The 16,817-nt window shown below is 61.0% G+C and carries 14 protein-coding genes; 8 read left to right on the top strand and 6 right to left on the bottom strand.

What is annotated here, in order from left to right; genetic code table 11:
• Positions 1–14: 14 nt before the first annotated feature.
• Together ACILSL_RS07235 and ACILSL_RS07230 are read left to right on the top strand one after the other, a co-directional pair.
• Positions 15–701 carry an SDR family NAD(P)-dependent oxidoreductase gene (locus ACILSL_RS07235; RefSeq protein ID WP_395731333.1) on the top strand — a complete coding sequence of 229 codons (687 nt, stop codon included), beginning with the start codon at positions 15–17 and terminating at the stop codon, positions 699–701.
• Positions 702–741: 40 nt separating this feature from the next.
• Entirely contained in the window at positions 742–1,707 is a 966-nt protein-coding gene (locus ACILSL_RS07230) for a right-handed parallel beta-helix repeat-containing protein (RefSeq protein WP_395731332.1), read from the top strand.
• A gap of 5 nt (positions 1,708–1,712) precedes the next feature.
• On the opposite strand, the gene ACILSL_RS07225 is transcribed toward ACILSL_RS07230, so the two are convergent.
• Positions 1,713–2,612, bottom strand: a complete 900-nt coding sequence (locus ACILSL_RS07225) for a VPGUxxT family thioredoxin-like (seleno)protein, type 2 (protein ID WP_395731331.1) — start codon at positions 2,610–2,612, stop codon at positions 1,713–1,715.
• Between the two features lie 224 nt (positions 2,613–2,836).
• Between ACILSL_RS07225 and ACILSL_RS07220 the strand changes: the two genes are divergently transcribed.
• Together ACILSL_RS07220 and ACILSL_RS07215 are read left to right on the top strand one after the other, a co-directional pair.
• Positions 2,837–4,255 carry a sulfatase gene (locus ACILSL_RS07220; protein WP_395731330.1) on the top strand — a complete coding sequence of 473 codons (1,419 nt, stop codon included), beginning with the start codon at positions 2,837–2,839 and terminating at the stop codon, positions 4,253–4,255.
• Between the two features lie 69 nt (positions 4,256–4,324).
• Positions 4,325–5,842: an arylsulfatase gene (locus ACILSL_RS07215; protein ID WP_395731329.1), complete on the top strand. Its 1,518-nt coding sequence runs from the start codon at positions 4,325–4,327 to the stop codon at positions 5,840–5,842.
• On the opposite strand, the gene ACILSL_RS07210 is transcribed toward ACILSL_RS07215, so the two are convergent.
• The 5 genes from ACILSL_RS07210 to ACILSL_RS07190 form a co-directional block, all read right to left on the bottom strand.
• Positions 5,839–6,942, bottom strand: coding sequence for a radical SAM protein (locus tag ACILSL_RS07210; RefSeq protein ID WP_395731328.1), 1,104 nt, complete (start codon positions 6,940–6,942; stop codon positions 5,839–5,841). The two genes, ACILSL_RS07215 and ACILSL_RS07210, sit on opposite strands and share 4 nt — an antisense overlap.
• 92 nt (positions 6,943–7,034) lie before the next feature.
• Positions 7,035–8,234, bottom strand: coding sequence for an NnrS family protein (locus ACILSL_RS07205; protein WP_395731327.1), 1,200 nt, complete (start codon positions 8,232–8,234; stop codon positions 7,035–7,037).
• A 13-nt stretch (positions 8,235–8,247) separates the two neighbouring features.
• Positions 8,248–9,543 carry an SUMF1/EgtB/PvdO family nonheme iron enzyme gene (locus ACILSL_RS07200; protein WP_395731326.1) on the bottom strand — a complete coding sequence of 432 codons (1,296 nt, stop codon included), beginning with the start codon at positions 9,541–9,543 and terminating at the stop codon, positions 8,248–8,250.
• Between the two features lie 3 nt (positions 9,544–9,546).
• The gene (nirK, locus tag ACILSL_RS07195) at positions 9,547–11,091 is read right to left on the bottom strand and encodes a copper-containing nitrite reductase (protein WP_395731325.1); all 1,545 of its coding nucleotides are present in this window, start codon (positions 11,089–11,091) and stop codon (positions 9,547–9,549) included.
• Positions 11,088–11,561, bottom strand: coding sequence for a group III truncated hemoglobin (locus tag ACILSL_RS07190; RefSeq protein WP_395731324.1), 474 nt, complete (start codon positions 11,559–11,561; stop codon positions 11,088–11,090). The genes nirK and ACILSL_RS07190 overlap by 4 nt, the downstream gene beginning before the upstream one ends.
• Before the next feature lie 163 nt (positions 11,562–11,724).
• On the opposite strand from ACILSL_RS07190, the gene ACILSL_RS07185 reads away from it, so the two are divergent.
• From ACILSL_RS07185 to ACILSL_RS07170, 4 genes are all read left to right on the top strand, one after another.
• Positions 11,725–12,324, top strand: a complete 600-nt coding sequence (locus ACILSL_RS07185) for a hypothetical protein (RefSeq protein ID WP_395731323.1) — start codon at positions 11,725–11,727, stop codon at positions 12,322–12,324.
• A gap of 126 nt (positions 12,325–12,450) precedes the next feature.
• Complete coding sequence (locus tag ACILSL_RS07180) at positions 12,451–13,701, top strand: alpha/beta hydrolase family protein (protein WP_395731322.1); 1,251 nt, start codon at positions 12,451–12,453, stop codon at positions 13,699–13,701.
• A 34-nt stretch (positions 13,702–13,735) separates the two neighbouring features.
• A complete protein-coding gene (locus ACILSL_RS07175; protein ID WP_395731321.1) occupies positions 13,736–16,177 on the top strand; it encodes a CehA/McbA family metallohydrolase in 2,442 nt (813 codons plus the stop codon).
• 58 nt (positions 16,178–16,235) lie between these two features.
• A complete protein-coding gene (locus tag ACILSL_RS07170; protein WP_395731320.1) occupies positions 16,236–16,793 on the top strand; it encodes a DUF6714 family protein in 558 nt (185 codons plus the stop codon).
• Positions 16,794–16,817: the final 24 nt, after the last annotated feature.

Genomic DNA, 16,817 nt, shown 5'->3' with positions numbered 1-16,817 from the left:
CTCAACCTTCTTCCATGAAGCCTGTCATTCTCATCACTGGAGCCACGCGTGGCATTGGATTCGCAGCTGCGAAACAGCTGGGCGCACGTGGCGCGCAGATCATCATCGCCAGTCGTGATGGCGCACGCGCCGCTGAGGCAGCTGCACGGGTGGGCGATGGTGCCTGCGGCGTGGCGCTGGACATCACGGATCAGGCGAGTGTGGACGCTGCGGTGAAGCAGATCGAGGAGCAGTTTGGCCGACTGGATGTGCTGGTCAACAACTCCGCCATCCTGCTGGACCATTATCAGAGCCTGCTCGAACTCCAGCCTGAGGTGCTGCTGGAGACGCTGAACACGAACGTCGTCGGCACGCTGCGCGTGAGCCAGGCCTTTGCGCTGCTGCTCGCGAAATCCAAGGCACCACGCATCGTCAATGTCTCCAGTGGCGCGGGACAGATCGATGGTGAGCCGCAGTCCTGGGCGCCGGCGTATTGCATCAGCAAAACCGCGCTGAACATGCTGACCCAGCAGCTCACCGCCGCGCTGCCAGACGTGATTGTGAACAGCATGTGTCCCGGCTGGTGCCGCACTGACATGGGAGGCAGCGATGCGCCGCGCACTCCCGACGAAGGCGCTGAAACACTGACCTGGCTTGCGCTCGGAGCACCGCATGATCTGCGCAGCAAGTTCGTGAAAGACCTCGGGGTTATTCCCTGGTGATTTTTGGAAGCAGGGCTTTCCTTGAGACGTTCTGGGGCGGATGCAAAGAACGCCTTTATTCCTCGGAGTCTTCCTGGGTCTGCTGACTCCACTTCATGCTGCAGAGCAGGCAGGGGCTTCAGGCCCGGCTGGCACGCTGGCAAACGCGAAGCTGGTGCATCGGCTGGAGATCACCAAGCCCGGTCTGTATGAAAACTTCCGTGTCGATGCGCAGGGCCAGGGCGGGAACATCGTGAAGATCACGGCGGACGATGTCACGCTGCGCAACTGCGAGATCTTCAATGGCACGGGCAACGGAGTCGGTGTGTTTGGCACGCGTGTGGTGATCGAAAACTGCCGCATTCATCATCTCCTCAACGGCACCTATGAGAAGCAGACCGATGCGCATGGCATCACCGGCCGCTGGGGCGATGTCACCATCCGCAACTGTGACATCTCGTACGTCTCGGGCGACTGCATTCAGTTTGATCCGGACCGCAGGCAACGGGGTAGCCTGACGATTGAAAAGTGCCACCTGTGGGCAGGCCCGCTGGCTGAAGACGCCCCCGGATTCAAAGCGGGGCAGAGCCCGGGCGAAAACGCCTTTGATTCCAAAACGCCGCCTGATGGCGAACGCTGCAAGCTCGTCATCCGGCAGTGCTACCTGCATGGATGGAACCAGCCGAGCCAGATCTTGACACGTGCCGCGCTCAATTTGAAGGAGCACATTGATGCGGTGATCTCGCACTGCGTGTTTGATGACAATGAGGTGGCCATCCGCGCACGAGGTCCGGGCGGGCGTGGGGATGCACGCGTGGTGGTGGAGGACTGTGCGATCTACCGCACTAAGGTGGGCGTGCGGGCGGAGGACAAGATCGAAGGCCTCAAAATCCTGCGCATGGCTTATGGGCCGGACGTGAAATCACGCGAAGAGCGCCATGGCGGCAAGGAGCTGCCCGGCTATGAAAACACGGGAGAGCACGATGCTCCACCGATGGAGAGCCTGATGGTCAAACCCCGGTCTTGATCTCTTCACTTGAGCTGAGCACGCTGCGATTTGGTGAGGAAGAGCAGCGCCTTGGCCGGAGCGGTGCGGATCCATGCATTGACCTTGGTGGCTTGGGCAGGGGAAAGCGTCAGCTTCTCCGCCGGGGTGCCGCCAATCTGCTTTTTCTGATCGCTGACTGGAGCCGTGCGGTAGCCGGAGATGGTGCCGACCTTGAGCTGCGCGGTCTTCGCGGCGGGCAGATCTGTTGCGTGAACTGAGACCGCATTGGCGCACTGCACTTTTTCAGCAGCGATTATCAACTGCGGCAGGGAGATGACGTCCGGATCATACTTGACCAGCGTCACTTCATGCCCGCCCATGAAGCCGGCCTCGGTGGTGATCACACCGTGGATCTGACCCAGCGCCATCTCACCGGTCCAGAAGCAGTACATGGCAAACACGGCCTGCTTGAGCCTTGGCGAGTGCTCGGCGGCCAGCAGTGTCAGGTAGGCCGGCACGGGGCATTTTGCCTGCGTCAGAGTTGCGATCATGCGTTCTGCGATTCCACCGGTGTCCCATACTTGATCTTTGCGTGGGATGATGTCCTCCGCGTTTGCATTGAGGAAGCGGACCACCTGGTAGTTCCACGCCGGTTCGCCAAAGCGCTGCATCACCACGGCGTCCTGCCCCCCTTTGTTGTTATGAATAAGAAGCGGTGTGAACTCGCTCTCCACGGCCTCAACCAGCAGCGGGTTCGACATCACATCGCGGCCGAACTGTTTGCAGCCTGCGCAGCCGGGTATTTCCTGAAAAAGGGCAAATACCGGCTTGCCCGTGTGGGCGCTGGAGGCGAGCGCGGTTTCCAGAATGCGGCCCCAATGCACCTTTCCAGCCTCCTCGGGCTGCGGAGTGGTGCCGGCGGTGCAGGACAGTGCAGATAGCATGAGGGCAAGCGTTAAGAGGGCAGGCTTCATACCTTTGAGAGGCCGAGGCCCGAAAATTATTTCACGAAAGACACTGCCGCGCCACCGTTTGAGGGCTGTTCATGAAAAGGGTGGGCTGAAGAAACCCCTGTATGGACACCGTGCCTCTTTCCTGCGGAGAGATGCTGAGGGAGTTGAAAGAGTCCCGCCCCTTGTTCGTGGATTATCCACCGCCGCCCACCCGTATGAAAAATCCCCTCCTCATTCTCATTTCGTCCTTTGGTTTTTTGATTTCATCTTTGTCGGCGAAACAGCCGAACGTGGTCATCATCCTCGCCGATGATCTTGGCTATGGCGATCTCGGTTGCTATGGGCATCCGCAGATCAAGACGCCGAATCTGGACCGCATGGCGGCGGAGGGGGCGAGGCTCACGCAGTTCAACTGCCCGGCGCCGTTTTGCGCCCCCACGCGGTCGGCGCTGATGACGGGACGCTATCCATTTCGCTGCGGCATGACGGCCAATCCCGCGCCGGATGGCGGCCCCGTGGCAGATGCGCTGCACCTGCCGGAAAAGGAGGTCACGCTGGCGCAGGTGCTGAAATCATCGGGTTATGCCACGGGCATGGTGGGCAAATGGCATCTCGGCCACAAGCCAGGCTTTCTGCCTACGGATCGTGGTTTCGATGAGTACTACGGCATCCCGTACTCAAATGACATGCGGCCGGTGCAGGTGCTGGAGGGCACGCAGGTCATCGAATACCCCGTGGTGCAGGCCACGCTGACGCGGCGCTACACGGAGCGCGCGCTCGGCTTCATTGAGCGCAGCAAGGACCAGCCGTTCTTCCTCTACCTTGCGGAAGCGATGCCGCACAAGCCGCTCGCAGCGTCCGAAGCGTTCTACAAGAAGAGCAGTGCGGGTCTCTATGGTGATGCCGTGGAGGAGCTGGACTGGAGCGTGGGCCAGGTGCTGGCGAAGCTGAAGGAACTGGGGCTGGATGACAGCACGCTCGTGCTTTTCAGCAGCGACAACGGCCCGTGGTTCGGCGGCAGCAGCGGCGGACTGCGCGGCATGAAGTCGGCGCAGTGGGAGGGCGGCTACCGTGTGCCGATGATCGCACGCTGGCCGGGGCAGATCCCCGCCGGGCAGGTGAGAGAGCAAATGGCGATCACGATGGACCTGTTTGCCACCGTGCTGGAGGTGACGGGTGCGAAGATGCCGGATGAGCGCGTGCTGGATGGCCGCAACCTCCTGCCGGTGCTTAAGAGCGCGGAAGCGAGGTCGCCGCATGAATACATCTTTGGCCATCTCAACTCGAAGCTGGCCAATGTCCGTGATGCGCGCTGGAAACTGCACGTGCTGCCCGCCACTCAGATCAAACTGAAGCCCGGTGCGGATGGCAAGTGGCTCGATCCACGCGCGCCGGATGGTGTCACCATTCTCGCACCTTATGAGCAGTACAACCTTGATGCCTTCCCCGGACTCAACACGGGAGACGCAGCGGCAAAGATGCAGCTCTTTGATCTGCAAAATGATCCCGGAGAGCAGCATGATGTGGCCGCACAGCACCCTGACGAAGTGAAACGCCTCCTGGCCGCCTATGAGGCGATGAACAAGGACGTTCCTGTCATCGAAGAGGTGAAACGCACGCCGTACAAAAAATAGCGAACGCCCGTGCCTGAGAGCATTGCGCTGAAAGAGCCGAGCTTTCTCTTCGTCCTCACTCCTCCGATCATGAAACTCGCCCTGACTCTTCTTTTTGTCCTGACTCTGCATGCCTTCGCGGATCTCGCGGGCGGCAGGCCGAACATCATTCTCATCATGACGGATGACCAGGGCTATGGACAGATGGGCTGTGTGGGCCATCCCTGGCTGAAGACACCGAATCTGGATGCGCTGCATGACAAGAGCCTGCGCTTCACGCGCTTCCTCGTCAGCCCCACGTGCTCGCCCACCCGCAGTGCCATCATGACGGGCCGGCATGATCTCAAAAACGGCATCACACACACCATTCTGGAGCGCGAGCGCATGACGCTGAACGCCACCATCCTGCCGCAGGTGCTTAAAACAGCAGGCTACACCTCCGGCATCTTTGGCAAATGGCACCTTGGTGATGAAGACGCGTATCAGCCGGACAAGCGCGGCTTTGACGAGGCTTTCATCCACGGCGCGGGCGGCATCGGCCAGGCTTATCCCTGTTCCTGTGCGGATGCGCCGGACAATAAATACATGGATCCCGTCATCCGTCACAACGGTCGCTTTGTGAAGACGCATGGCTTTTGCACAGATGTGTTTTTCACTGCCGCGCTCGGCTGGATGAAGCAGCAGAAGGACAGCGGCAAACCGTTTTTCACCTACCTCACCACGAACGCACCGCACGGCCCGTACATCGCGCCGGAGAAGAATGCGAAACGCTTCACCGATCTCGGCTTTGGCAAAGATCAGGCCGGATTCTATGGCATGATCGAGAATATTGACGAGAACATGGGCCGCCTGGCGGAGAAGCTGAAGGAATGGGATCTGTATAAAAACACCGTCGTCATCTTCATGTCTGACAACGGCACCACCGGTGGAGGTCCTGGCGCACCCGGCAAGGACATCGTGCCCGGGTATTCTGTTTTCAATGGCGACCAGGTAGGGTTCAAGGGCTCCACGGATGAAGGCGGCGTGCGTGTGCCGTTTTTCATCCGCTGGGACGGACACATCACACCCGGGAGAGACATCAGCACCATCGCCGCGCACATCGACCTGCTTCCTACCTTTGCCGCGCTGGCCAGTGCGGAACTGCCAAAGAACCAGGTCGAAGGCCGCAGCCTGCTGCCGCTGATCGAAGGCAAGGCCGACAAATGGGAGGACCGCTTCCTCTTCACGCATGTGGCCCGCTGGCCCACGGGAGTCGAACCAAACACGCAGGAGTTTCTCAACTACGGCGTGCGCAACCAGCGCTTCCGCTTCGTGGGCCCGCGTGCTGGTGGCGGTAATCCGAAGAAAAAGAAGCAAGCTGCCGCGCAGCCCACAAAAGGCGCGCTTTACGATCTCGAGGCTGATCCGTATCAAAAGACCGATGTCAGTGGCGACTACCCCGAGGTGGTGCAGAAAATGAGCACCGCCTATGAGGCCTTCTGGAAGGAGGCAAGGCCGCTCATGGTGAATGAGTCTGCCCCAATGTCTCCGACGAAGCCTTACTTCGAAGCCTACGAAAAACAGCAGAAGTCCGGTGGCATCCCCGACTGGACGCCGCCTGCGCTTTAAGCGAACACGGTGCTCGCCTGTCGTGGCTGATACACACAGGCCGGATCTTCCGCAAAGGGATCTCCCGTCACGCCATAGGCGCGTGCGCGGGAGCCGCCGCAGACGGTGCGGAATTCACACCGGCCGCATTTGCCGCCGAGGGCATCGTTGTCACGCAGGGAGACGAAGAGGGGATGATGCCGGTAGATGTCCGCCGGGTGCTCGTTCCTCACATTGCCACAGTCGAAGGGCAGGAAGCCGCTGGGGGAAACGACGCCGGTGTGTGAGATGAACATCACCCCGCGTCCATCACGAATGCCGAGCGGTGAACGCATGCCGGGGCGCTGCCTGCCACCCGCGCCGTGCTTCTGGATCAGCACGCGGCGGAAGTGATGCCCCTCCGTGGTTTTGATGGCAAAGGGTGCCTTGCCGACAAGCGAGGCCATGTCTTGAAAGACGTGTTCGATGTCTTGCGGATCGGGGAGATCAGAGATGCCGGCGCGGCCGGTGGGCACCAGCAGAAAGACGCTCCACATGGCGGGCTTCAGCTCAAACATGAGATTCTTGAAGGCTTCGTACTCGCGCAGGTTGCCGCGTGTGAGCGTGGTGTTGATTTGCACGCTGAGATCCGCCGCATGGGCGCGATGCACCGCCGCGATGGTGCGGTCAAAAGTGCCCTTCACGCCGCGAAAGGAATCGTGCGTCTCGCGTGAGGCACCGTCCAGACTCAGCGAGATGCGCTCGACGCCTGCGGCTTTGATCTCGGCAAAATCGGCATTCATTAAGCGCGCCGTGGCCGAGGGACTCAGTCCCACATGGAGTCCGGCGGCGGTGGCCTCGCGCACCAGATCCAGAACATCCGTGCGCATGAGCGGATCACCGCCGGTGAGGATGAGCATCGGCGGATTCAACTCCGCAAGCTGGCGGATTAGGTGGCTCGATTCCTCGCGAGTTAATTCATCGGGATGACGGTGGGACTGCGCCTCGGCCCGGCAGTGGCGGCAGGCCAGCGCACAGGCGCGGGTGATCTCCCAAAACACGAGAAAGGGGCGTTCATCAAAGCCGTCGTAGGACATCGAGGCCACCTTCGACCACTCGGGATTGCTCAGCGCTGTGTTCATGCGAGAGACTAACGGAAGAAGGGCATGGCAATCCCTCCTGCCTGTGGGGAATGTTGTGCTGATTTTGCGGGGTCTCTTCGCCTCCGCCCTAACTAATCCTCCTCATCCCGCTTCACGAAGCGCCTGCGGTGCCACAGCAGCCAGAACAGCGCCAACAGCGCCCAGGTCACCGCGGCGTAGATGTGATGGGAGATGGTCGTGGAAGGCACCCAGGCGGGCGTGGCGCGGGTGATGGCGGCCAGCACGCCGAGAAAGACGAGGAAGCGCACCCACTTGCTCTTCACAAAGAAGCCGTCGAGATCGCCGCTGTGACCGAACAGCACGCGGCTGCCGACGATGAGCATCAGCATGCCAAAGCCGCCGATGTAGAGCAGATGCTCCACGCTGACATGCTGCGTGTAGAAGAACCCGGCAAGCGCCAGACCGAGCCAGCCGAGGATCAGGGACCAGAACAAACCGGTGGTGAGTGAGCCGCTCTGCACCGTCTTCCAGCGCACCTCCAGGAGCAAATAACCCGCCGCAACCAAGGCCCGCAGCGCATAGCCCGCGATGATCTGACCGCAGGCTTCAAGAAAGAAGCTGCCCACGAGGAGCGCAGCCGCCATGAGCGCGCGGATGAGCTTCGTCCGGCTCTGCGCCGCTGTTTTGGGATCGCCAAAATCTCCGCCGAGCATGCGCGGAAAGACAAACGCGCCGATGCCGAGCACGGGTGGCAGCAGCAGGCCCTGATAAAGCAGCAAATTCGCGAGACGCAGGCGCTGCGGATCCAGCAGGGTGGCATTCGACAGCAGCAACGACGCACCTGTGATGCCGCTGATCAGACCGGCGAGCGCGAGGAGCAGCTGCGGCGGCGGCGCCTCCTTGCGGAACTTCACCACGCGGACCATCAGGCAGAGCAGCAGCGAACCCAGCAGCGCGATGAAAAACATATCCCCCCAGGCCATGTGCAGGGTGAGGTGGGAAATGCCACAGGCCTGTTGCAGCGCAAACAGCCAGAACAGCTCCAGTGGCGTGAGCTTCGGTGCCGTGGCCATGCGGGGCCCGGCGGTGCCGAGAAATCCGACCACAAAGGCCGCGCCGAAGGCCTCGATCATGATGCGCGCGTGAACGAAGCTGGGATAAAAGCCAAGCTGCTGCGCATGATACAACGGCCACAACGCCACACCGATGATGCTCCACACCGCACCACTGAAAAAGAACAGGCGATACGGCTCCGACGCGAGCCAGCGCAGGCCATCCCGGCGAGGGCCGACGGCCTTGTGTTTCTTGTGTTTGCAGGCGGGGAAACTCACGGGATAAAGGGGTTCAGGGTTTCGTCAGCAGCTTGCGCACGGCATCGACAACCGGCCTGATGTCGGCGCCCAGTGATTCCTCACGGTGGATGACTCTGCCGTTTTCATCGAGCACCGCGATGAGGTTCGAGTGGGCGAAGAAACCATCCACCAGCTGGTATTTGAAGTCTAAAGCCACGGCAGCCTGCTGCACAATGTCTGTGGGTGCGGTTAGAAACGTCCAGCGCACGGGGTTCATCTTGTGCTCATGGAGCGTGGCCGTCATCTGGGCAGGAGTGTCGAATTGTGGATCGATCGAAAGAAAGGCAAAGCCCACCTGCTCCGCGTCTTTGCCGAGCGCTCGTTCGACGGCCTGCATGTCTGACAGGATGCGCGGGCAGGCAAACTTGCAGCGGGTGAATCCCATGGTGAGCACGCGCACCCTGCCGCGCAGGCTGGCGAGCGGGGCCGCTTTGTTGTCCTGGTTGCGCCATTCACCTGGCAAATCGTAAGGAGTGGTGAAGGCGAGGGTCCGACTGCTGACCGCGGCCGGCGCGATGGACTGCGCGGCACGGAAGCCGAGGCTGCCCACGCAGTAGGCGCCCTTCAGGCTGGAACGCAGCGCATAGCGCATGAAGGCGGCGTAATTGCTGACATCGGAGGCGAGCAGGGAGCCCGCGCCGCAGAAGAGCTTCCGCTCCAGTGAGCCGTCGCTGCGCGAGTCGCCCATGAGCAGGGTGGCGTTGAAATCGTGAACCCATTCCCAGACGAGGCCATGCATGCCGCGCAGATGGTACACGTTTTGCGCCCCGGTGTGCACATCCTCGAGCGCCGAGGTGGCGGGCTTCGAATACCACTCCAGCAACTGCCGCAGATAGGCGGGGTCCATGCTTGCATCCTGCTTCGTCGCATCCGCGCGCGCGGCGAACTCCCACTCATCCTGGGTGGGCAGCCGCTTGCCTTGGGCTTCGCAGCAGGCTTGGGCGGCAAACCAGGAAACATGCGTCACCGGTGCGTTGGCAGGCACCCTGTCGCCCAGTTCAAGATCACCCGCCCAATGGGCGAGGTAGTTCTCATCGGCCAAAGAGCGCTTCACCTGCGAGCGTCGCCATTCGGGATGGGCTTTCACGAAGGCGAGGAACTCCCCGTTCGTCACCTGTGCGACATCCAGGAAGAAGGGCGCGGTGTGGCGGCTCTTCGCCTCCTTCGCGTAGAGCGGCTTGTAGTCACCCCCGGGAATGAAGGCCATGCCATGCGGTGGCCGGGGTGTCTCCGCCTGGGAGACACCGATCACCAGAACAAGTGCCAGCAATGGGGGTGCGATTTTCATGAATCAATGAGCTCCAGGTGCCGCTGGCGCAGGAACGGTTGCGCGGACTTCCTTCACGGTTTCAGGCAGGACCTCGACACCGCTGTTGCCCCACTGACTGTAAACATACGTGAGCGCATTGGCCACCTGCTCGTCGTTGAGTCCGAGCTGCGGCATGAGGCTTTCATATGTCTCACCATTGACGGTGATCTTGCCCTGCAGGCCGTGCAGCACGTTGCTGATCGCACGCTTGGGATCGGCATTGAGATAGTCTGACTTCGCGAGCGGCGGGAAGGCTTTCGGGATGCCCTGGCCTTCGGGCTGGTGGCAGGCGAAGCAGACGGAGTTGTAGATGATCTTGCCGCGTGCGATGCGCTCCTCCTTGTTCGCGGCAGGCGCCTGCTGCGTGGAAGCCTGCGGGATGGTCTGGATCGCTCCGCCTTCCAGCCGGTAGATGCGGTCATCCTGCTTGCCGGAATACACCACCTTGTTTTCCTCGCCAGCGACCTTGAGCATGCCGATCGCGCCTTTGTTGAACGCACGGAAGATGGAATGATCGACGAGGATGTAAGTGCCGGGCACATCAAGGCCGAACTCCACGATGGCCGATCCGCCTGCCGGGATCATCGTGGTCTGCACGTTGTGCTGCGCGGGCAGGGCACCGCCTTCAAGATAAACGGTGTCGAAGATTTCGCCGATGACATGGAACGAAGACGTGAGGTTGGGGCCGGCATTGCCCACGAACATGCGCACTTTCTCGCCGACCTTCGCAGGCATCGCATTATCCCCGGCAAGGGCGCCGACGGAGCCGTTGAAGACGACGTAGTCCGCATTTTCGGCCAGCGCCTTTTCCATGCTGAAGGGCTGCAGGCCCGCCTCACCGTACGGCCCCTTGGTGTAGAACTCGGACTGCATGACGTAGTACTCGCGGTCCACTTTCGGCAGGCCGCCGATGGGCTCGACCAGGAGGAGTCCATACATGCCGTTTGCGATGTGCATGCCCACTGGCGCGGTGGCGCAGTGATAGACATACAACCCCGGAATCAGCGCCTTGAACGAAAAGACGGACTCATGCCCCGGCGCGGTGAAGGAGGCCGCCGCGCCGCCGCCAGGACCGGTGACGGCATGCAGGTCGATGTTGTGGGGCATCTTGCTGTCCGGACGGTTCATGAGATGAAACTCCACCTCATCATTCTGTCGGATGCGCATGAACTTGCCCGGCACACTGCCTCCGAAAGTCCAGAAGGTGTAGTCCACACCATCCGCCATGCGCTTCACGAGCTCCTGCACCTCCAGCTTCACTGTGACCTTCGTCGGATGATCGCGTGTGATCGGCGGCGGGACGTGCGGCGCATCGGTGAGCACGGCCTCTTCGCTGCCGGAGAGCGGCTTGTCAGTTTGTTTCAAGGGATCCCGCACCGCATCGGGTGTGGCCGGGGCATACGTCGCCGTCTCCTTGATGAAGGTTTGCTGGGACTGCTTTTCGTTGGGACTCAGCTCGCGGTCGCCGCATTGGGTGAGCAAAACGGCGGCGAGTGCGGGAAGGATGAGATGCGTGTTTTTTATCATGGTGCTGCGGGCTGGGCTTGAGATTTGTACTGCGCATAGCGCGCACGTTGTTCAGGAGTGAGATTGGCGGGATCGAAACGGGGGTCAGGCACCTGGTTGATGCGCGAATAGATCACATTCGCCATGTCTGCGGCACAGTTTTTGATGTGCTCGGCGCGCTCTCCGGCATAGAGATCGTCCACCGTGCCGCGGAAGAGCTGCAGCCAGTGGTCAAACTGAGCACGGCCCATGGGCGTCTGCGGGACGAGCTTTGCATGCGCGGCGATGGGATTGCCGGTGAAGCCGCCGGTGCGGAAAAGCACCGTCTCCCAGAAGGCATACATCTTCGGCAGATGCGTGGTCCAGTTGGTCTGCGCGACGTCGGTGAAGATGAAGCCCAGCACCTCATCAGCACGGATGCGGTCATAGAAGGTGTTCACCAAGATTTCGATTTCGGCGCGGCCTGCGATGTCAGGTTTGGTTTCAAACATGCATTTACCATGCAACATTTAACGCACCTGTCGCTTCTCGATTTGTGCTTCCTTGTGCGCAGGAATTGGCTTGGTCTGGGGCGCGCAATAAACGCGCATCTCTGCGCAGGATCGGTGCATTGATGTATCGGCGATGCAACTTATTAAATGGCCCAACCAAACCATGAAACTCATCTTATCATCCATCGTCACCATCACTGCTGTCATGACCCTGCTGGTCAACGCCGCCGCGCTCGCGGTCGATCCAGCCGCCGTCGCCACTGAAGCCGCCACGAACACCGTCTGTCCGATCAGCGGCAAGCCGGTCGATCCTGCCATCACCGCCGAATATGAAGGCCGGAAATGGTCCTTCGCCAAAGAAGCCTGCAAAACCAAATGGCTGAAGGCCCGCGAGGACAGCTTGTACCAAAAGCTGGGTGGCAAACCCGCCATGGATGCCGCCATTGACGCCTTTTATGTCAAAGTGCTGGCCGATGACCGCGTGAAGCATTTCTTTGATGACGTGAGCATGGACAAGCAGCGCCGTAAGCAGAAGGAATTCCTCAGCGCTGCCTTCGGTGGTCCGCTGCCATGGACCGGCAAGGACATGCGCAAAGCCCACGAGGGCATGGGCCTCACCGAGGTGCATTTCAACGCCATCGCTGAAAACCTCGTGAACACCTTGAAGGATCTCAAGATCAAGCAGGAGCTTATCGACCAGGTCGTCGCCGTCGCCCTCACGACGAAGGATGACGTGCTTGGCCGTCCTAAGAAGGCCAACTGAGAGCTGTCCATCTCTCATTGAGCCAAATATACCGCCGTAGTGAGTGCCGGGAGTCGCTCGCTGCGGCGGTTTTGTTTGGAGAAAAAGATGCTGAATCGTCCTCGCGGGAGCGTTTGATCTCCCGCCATGAGGTTTTCTCTTTTTACCGCCGCCCTTTGTCTCGCCACCTCCCTCCACGCCGAAAAAGTCGGTCCGTGGGATCTGGATGCCCTCAAGAACAATGTGCCCGCCATGAAATGGGTGCGGCAGGACCAGCCCATTCACTCGCTGACCTATGCGGGTGAAAAGTACCAGGGGCACGACACGGACGTCTTTGCCTTCTACGCTTCGCCGATCACGCTGGGAGAAAAGGTGAAACCCGGCACCAAATTCCCCGGCGTGGTGCTCATTCACGGCGGTGGCGGCACGGCCTTTGCCGACTGGGTTCATCTCTGGGCGAAGCGCGGTTACGCCGCTATTGCGATGGATTTGAACGGCTCGCGCCCGCCTGAGGTCGAGTTTGATCCCAAGACCGGCATGGCCATCGGCAACGGACATCGCGGCGTGCGCACGCGCCTGCCGAATGCGGGCCCCCAGCACGGTCATCCCGAAAAATTCGACTGCGTGCTCACTCCAGACACCAGCGATGACTGGCCCTTTCACGCCGCCGCCAGCGTGATGCGCGCGCACTCACTGCTGCGCAGCTTCCCGGAGGTGGATGCGGAGCACACGGCCGTCACCGGCATTAGCTGGGGCGGCTACACCACCTGCCTCGTCGCTTCGCTGGATGACCGATTCAAAGCCGCCGTGCCCGTCTATGGCTGCGGCTTCCTGCATGAGGGCGAGTCCGTGCAGAAGCCCAGCATCGACAAGCTGGACGCCGAGCACCGCGCGCTGTGGGTGAAAGAATACGATCCCGGCAGCCTGCTGCCACGCTGCCATGTGCCCATCCTTTTTGTGAACGGCACGAACGATGTCCACTACGTGCTCGACAGCTACATGAAGAGCTACAACGCCGTGCCCGGCGAGAAGCACATCCGCATCCAGATCAAGATGCCGCACGGCCACCCCCCGGGCTGGGCACCGCAGGAGATCGGCCTGTTTATCGATTCGAAATGCCGCGGCGGTGATGCCCTGCCCAATCCATCTGCTCCGGTGGTCTCTGGCGATCACGTCACTGTCGCATGTGAGAGCAAGGTGCTGCTGAAAAAGGCGGAGCTGAATTATACCACGGACACCGGCCTGCGCTCCAAACGTGAATGGAAGACGGTACCCGCTACGATCAAGGGCGGTACCATCACAGCGCCTAAACCGCCTGCCGGCGCCAACACCTGGTACATCAGCGTTAGCGATGAACGAGATGCCATGGTCAGCACACCGGTGCAGTTCAGTCCGTGATCCAAGATACGTCCGTTCGTGCCGTATAGAAGTCATGAACAAAATCTGCGCACTTTTCGCGACGCTCTCCTTCGCAGCCTGCGCAGAGCCGCTGCCTGTGGTCGAAGCCGAAGGCCAGCCGCTGGCGGCGAACGCGCAGCGCATCATGCAGGCGCTGGATTTTCTAGGCAGGCCGCTCACGGACGAGCTGCGTAGAAAATTGCAGACCGCCATCACCGCACGTGATGGTGCAGGCGTGCAGTCCGTGCTGGATCCGCAGGTGCTCTGCATGGTGGACATCAATCCCGAATCCCGCGTGAAAGCGCAGCGCGGGCCGGCCGCCGCGCATTTGCAGCAAGCGGGCTACACGCCGCTGCTGATCAAGGTGATCAATCACGCTGCCAGCGTGTCGGCTCTGCACATCAGCAGTCCGCAGGCCGGGCCTTCCTACGCAGGCGTGGCCAAGCTGACGATGGAGCGCGAGCAGCAGACGCATCTGCGCGAAAATGAGAACACCCAGGGCGCAGACCGCTTTCTGGAAGTGAGCATGCACGACTCTGCACCGATGACCGCGAATCTCAGCGGGCTGGAGGTGGAGTACGCCATCGCACTCATCTATTCGGGCGAGGCGGGCAAACGCGAGGCCTCGCTCGTGTTCGACATCGGCCAGGGAACGCAGGATCTTGGCTTCCGCGCGGAGGTCCCGGTCCTGTTTCAGGTCTCATCGGCAGTGACGGTGAAGCTCGACATCCAGGACTTCGACGGGCAGGCCACCACGGCGCGGCTGACTTTCACGGATGCCCAAGGCCATGTCTTTCCACCGCAGGCACGCCGACTTGCGCCGGATTTCTTTTTCCAAAAACACCTGTACCGCCCCAGCGGCGGCAGCGTCCTGCTGCCACCGGGCGAGTTCACGATGGAGGCCTCACGCGGCCCGGAATACCGCACAGTGAAGGCCAAGGTGATGATCCCGGCGGCGAAGCAGACCACGCTTCCCGTGAAGCTTGCGCGCTGGATCCATGCGGCGGACTTTGGTTATTACAGCGGCGATCATCACATCCACGCCGCTGGTTGCGCGCACTACACCTCGCCCTCCGAAGGCATGCGGCCGGAGCACATGTTTCAGCAGGTGAAAGGCGAAGGGCTGAACATCGGCTGCGTGCTCGCCTGGGGCTACTGCTTTGACTATCAGCGCCAGTTCTTCGGCCCGCAGGTCGATCTCCTCAGCGAGCCGCTGACGCAGATGAAATATGACATGGAGGTGAGTGGCTTTGGCTCCGCGGCGCTCGGCCATGTGTGCCTGCTCAATTTGCGCGAACTGGTGTATCCCGGCGCAGACGGCATCAAAGGCTGGCCCTCCTGGACCCTCCCCGCGCTGCGCTGGACCAAGCAGCAGGGCGGCTTCACCGGCTATCCGCATTCCGGCAGCGGCATGCAGGTAAACTCCGCCACAGCGGCGAAGCGCCTGCTCGATCTCTATGACGCCACCAAGGATGCACGGCTCACGGCTGCCGAAGCGCAGATCGCGCTGCTGCCGGAGACGTTTGATAAAATCGATGCCGACCACGATGGCGGACTCAACGAAGCCGAACTCACCAGCAGCCATGAGCGTGTGCTGGATCTGCTGCCGAATGTGGCGATCCCAGACGCCGGCGGTCACGAAATCTTCGTCACCACCGCGCATGGCGTGTGTGATTTCATCAGCGCGATGGACACCGCACGCCTGCTGGAGTGGAACACCTGGTACCACCTCATGAACTGCGGCTTTCCGCTCAAGGCCGCTGGCGAAACGGACTTCCCCTGCATGAGCGGCACCCGCGTGGGCCAGGGCCGCACGTATGTGAAGCTGGGCAAGGTGCAGCGCATTGATTTCAAAACGTGGTGCGAGGGCCTTGCTCAGGGCCGCAGCTATGTGAGCGACGGCTACGCGCACGCGCTCGATTTCACGGTTGCAGGCCAGTCTGCGGGAGACGAAGTGCGCCTCGCTCAGCCGGGCCGTGTGGAGGTGCGCGTGAAGGCCGCGTTCAGCACCGAGACACCGCTCGAAATTGCCTATGGCGGCGCGGTGCCCGTGGCGGGTGCGCGCCTGACTGGCGACACCGTGAACTATCACGACGCGACTGCCGCGCAGCCTTACGCAGGCGGTAAGCGCAAGGTGGAGCTGGTCGTGAATGGGCTGGCCGTGGCCACACGCGAAGTGCCTGCGGATGATCAGGTGCATGAGATCAGCTTCAGCGTGGACATCCCCCGCAGCAGCTGGGTGGCGGTGCGGCAGTTTCCACAGATGCATACCAACCCGGTGAACGTCATCGTGGCAGACAAACCCATCCGCGCCTCACGCCGCAGCGCGCAGTGGTGCCTCGCCTGCATCGAGCAGCTCTGGCGCGTGCGGGAGAAGAACATCGCGCCAGCGGAGCGGGACGAGGCGAAGCGGGCTTATAAGGCGGCCAAGGAAATTTACCGCCGCATCGCCGCAGAGGCCCCGGAAGGGAGTTGAAGCAAAAAGGGCGAAATTCGCTGATGACTCAGACATTCGCCGACGTTGCTTGTGGCCAATGAATTACCCGACGGCTGATGAGATCGCAGAAATGAAGTCGCGAGGCTATGACGCCGAAACGATCAGGCTGGCGGTGCAGCAGATGGAACGTGGCAAAGAGGCGCTGAAGCTATGCGCGCTCATTGAAGCAGCCTTTCTTGGAGTGACACTCGGCTCGGGTGTCGGCCTGTTTCAGGCCCAAGGTCTGGATGATTATGCAGATGAGGTGACCTGTGCTGCCTATCGAGAAAAGGATGAAAAGGATGACTGGAGGCGCATCAGCGCCGAAGACCTCAACTGCTGCCACAGCAGCCTGAGTTTCTTCGACGCGGAAGGAATGAGATTTCATCTGCCCGCTTTTCTTATTCTGGATCTGCAAGGTGGTGATCGTATGGGCATGACTTTTCATCTGGCGCATGCGGCCGTCGTCGATCAAACCAAATTCAGTCTGTTGTCGCCTGAGCAGCGACTGAGTGTGCGAAGCTACCTGCTCTTTCTCCTGAGCGACCCTGATGAAGCATTTGATCACCCTCACATTCAGCATGCACTCGATCATTACTGGGTTTGCCCAGCCTGATAAAGTCGAAATTCGCTGATGGGT

Source organism: Prosthecobacter sp. (assembly GCF_044222345.1).
GTDB lineage: Bacteria > Verrucomicrobiota > Verrucomicrobiia > Verrucomicrobiales > Verrucomicrobiaceae > Prosthecobacter.
Note: the sequence above shows the minus strand (reverse complement) of the source record. Positions and strands in the feature narration are given on the sequence as shown.